1 rRNA gene is annotated in these 2,598 nt (G+C 53.1%); it reads left to right on the top strand.

Annotated elements, in window-relative coordinates:
* Nucleotides 1–2,598, top strand: a 23S ribosomal RNA gene (locus tag CFB52_RS33985); the annotation flags it as partial.

Genomic DNA, 2,598 nt, shown 5'->3' with positions numbered 1-2,598 from the left:
GAAGCGAACGCGGTGAACTGAAACATCTAAGTAACCGCAGGAAAAGAAATCAACCGAGATTCCCAAAGTAGTGGCGAGCGAAATGGGATGAGCCTTGCACTCTTTATTTGTATTGTTAGCCGAACGCTCTGGAAAGTGCGGCCATAGCAGGTGATAGCCCTGTAGGCGAAAACAGTATGAAAGAACTAGGTGTGCGACAAGTAGGGCGGGACACGTGAAATCCTGTCTGAAGATGGGGGGACCATCCTCCAAGGCTAAATACTCGTGATCGACCGATAGTGAACCAGTACCGTGAGGGAAAGGCGAAAAGAACCCCGGGAGGGGAGTGAAATAGATCCTGAAACCGCATGCATACAAACAGTCGGAGCCTCGCAAGGGGTGACGGCGTACCTTTTGTATAATGGGTCAGCGACTTACGTTCAGTAGCAAGCTTAACCGTATAGGGCAGGCGTAGCGAAAGCGAGTCCGAATAGGGCGTTCAGTTGCTGGGCGTAGACCCGAAACCAGGTGATCTATCCATGGCCAGGATGAAGGTGCGGTAACACGTACTGGAGGTCCGAACCCACTAACGTTGAAAAGTTAGGGGATGAGCTGTGGATAGGGGTGAAAGGCTAAACAAACCTGGAAATAGCTGGTTCTCTCCGAAAACTATTTAGGTAGTGCCTCGTGTCTCACCTTCGGGGGTAGAGCACTGTCATGGTTGGGGGGTCTATTGCAGATTACCCCGCCATAGCAAACTCCGAATACCGAAGAGTGCAATCACGGGAGACAGACATCGGGTGCTAACGTCCGGTGTCAAGAGGGAAACAACCCAGACCGCCAGCTAAGGTCCCCAAATATAGCTAAGTGGGAAACGAAGTGGGAAGGCTAAAACAGTCAGGAGGTTGGCTTAGAAGCAGCCACCCTTTAAAGAAAGCGTAATAGCTCACTGATCGAGTCGTCCTGCGCGGAAGATGTAACGGGGCTAAGCTATATACCGAAGCTGCGGATGCGAGCTTGCTCGCATGGTAGGAGAGCGTTCCGTAAGCCTGCGAAGGTGCCTTGTAAAGGGTGCTGGAGGTATCGGAAGTGCGAATGCTGACATGAGTAGCGATAAAGGGGGTGAAAGGCCCCCTCGCCGTAAGCCCAAGGTTTCCTACGCAACGTTCATCGGCGTAGGGTGAGTCGGCCCCTAAGGCGAGGCAGAAATGCGTAGCTGATGGGAAGCAGGTCAATATTCCTGCACCATTGTTAGATGCGATGGGGGGACGGATCGCGGAAGGTTGTCCGGGTGTTGGAAGTCCCGGTCGCTGCATTGGAGAAGGCGCTTAGGCAAATCCGGGCGCATAATTCAAGGGTGTGGCGCGAGCTCCTTCGGGAGCGAAGCAATTGGAAGTGGTTCCAAGAAAAGCCTCTAAGCTTCAGTCTAACGATGACCGTACCGCAAACCGACACAGGTGGGCGAGATGAGTATTCTAAGGCGCTTGAGAGAACTCGGGAGAAGGAACTCGGCAAATTGGTACCGTAACTTCGGGATAAGGTACGCCCTTGTAGCTTGACTGGCCTGCGCCAGGAGGGTGAAGGGGTTGCAATAAACTGGTGGCTGCGACTGTTTAATAAAAACACAGCACTCTGCAAACACGAAAGTGGACGTATAGGGTGTGACGCCTGCCCGGTGCCGGAAGATTAAATGATGGGGTGCAAGCTCTTGATTGAAGTCCCGGTAAACGGCGGCCGTAACTATAACGGTCCTAAGGTAGCGAAATTCCTTGTCGGGTAAGTTCCGACCTGCACGAATGGCGTAACGATGGCCACACTGTCTCCTCCCGAGACTCAGCGAAGTTGAAGTGTTTGTGATGATGCAATCTACCCGCGGCTAGACGGAAAGACCCCATGAACCTTTACTGTAGCTTTGCATTGGACTTTGAACCGATCTGTGTAGGATAGGTGGGAGGCTATGAAACCGGAACGCTAGTTTCGGTGGAGCCGTCCTTGAAATACCACCCTGGTTTGTTTGAGGTTCTAACCTTGGCCCGTGATCCGGGTCGGGGACAGTGCATGGTAGGCAGTTTGACTGGGGCGGTCTCCTCCCAAAGCGTAACGGAGGAGTACGAAGGTACGCTAGGTACGGTCGGAAATCGTGCTGATAGTGCAATGGCATAAGCGTGCTTAACTGCGAGACCGACAAGTCGAGCAGGTGCGAAAGCAGGTCATAGTGATCCGGTGGTTCTGTATGGAAGGGCCATCGCTCAACGGATAAAAGGTACTCTGGGGATAACAGGCTGATACCGCCCAAGAGTTCATATCGACGGCGGTGTTTGGCACCTCGATGTCGGCTCATCTCATCCTGGGGCTGTAGCCGGTCCCAAGGGTATGGCTGTTCGCCATTTAAAGAGGTACGTGAGCTGGGTTTAAAACGTCGTGAGACAGTTTGGTCCCTATCTGCCGTGGGCGTTGGATATTTGAAGGGGGCTGCTCCTAGTACGAGAGGACCGGAGTGGACGAACCTCTGGTGTACCGGTTGTCACGCCAGTGGCATCGCCGGGTAGCTATGTTCGGAAGAGATAACCGCTGAAAGCATCTAAGCGGGAAACTCGCCTTAAGATGAGATATCCCTGG

Origin of the sequence: Burkholderia sp. AU18528 (assembly GCF_002223215.2) — a bacterium.
GTDB lineage: Bacteria > Pseudomonadota > Gammaproteobacteria > Burkholderiales > Burkholderiaceae > Burkholderia > Burkholderia semiarida.
Note: the sequence above shows the minus strand (reverse complement) of the source record. Positions and strands in the feature narration are given on the sequence as shown.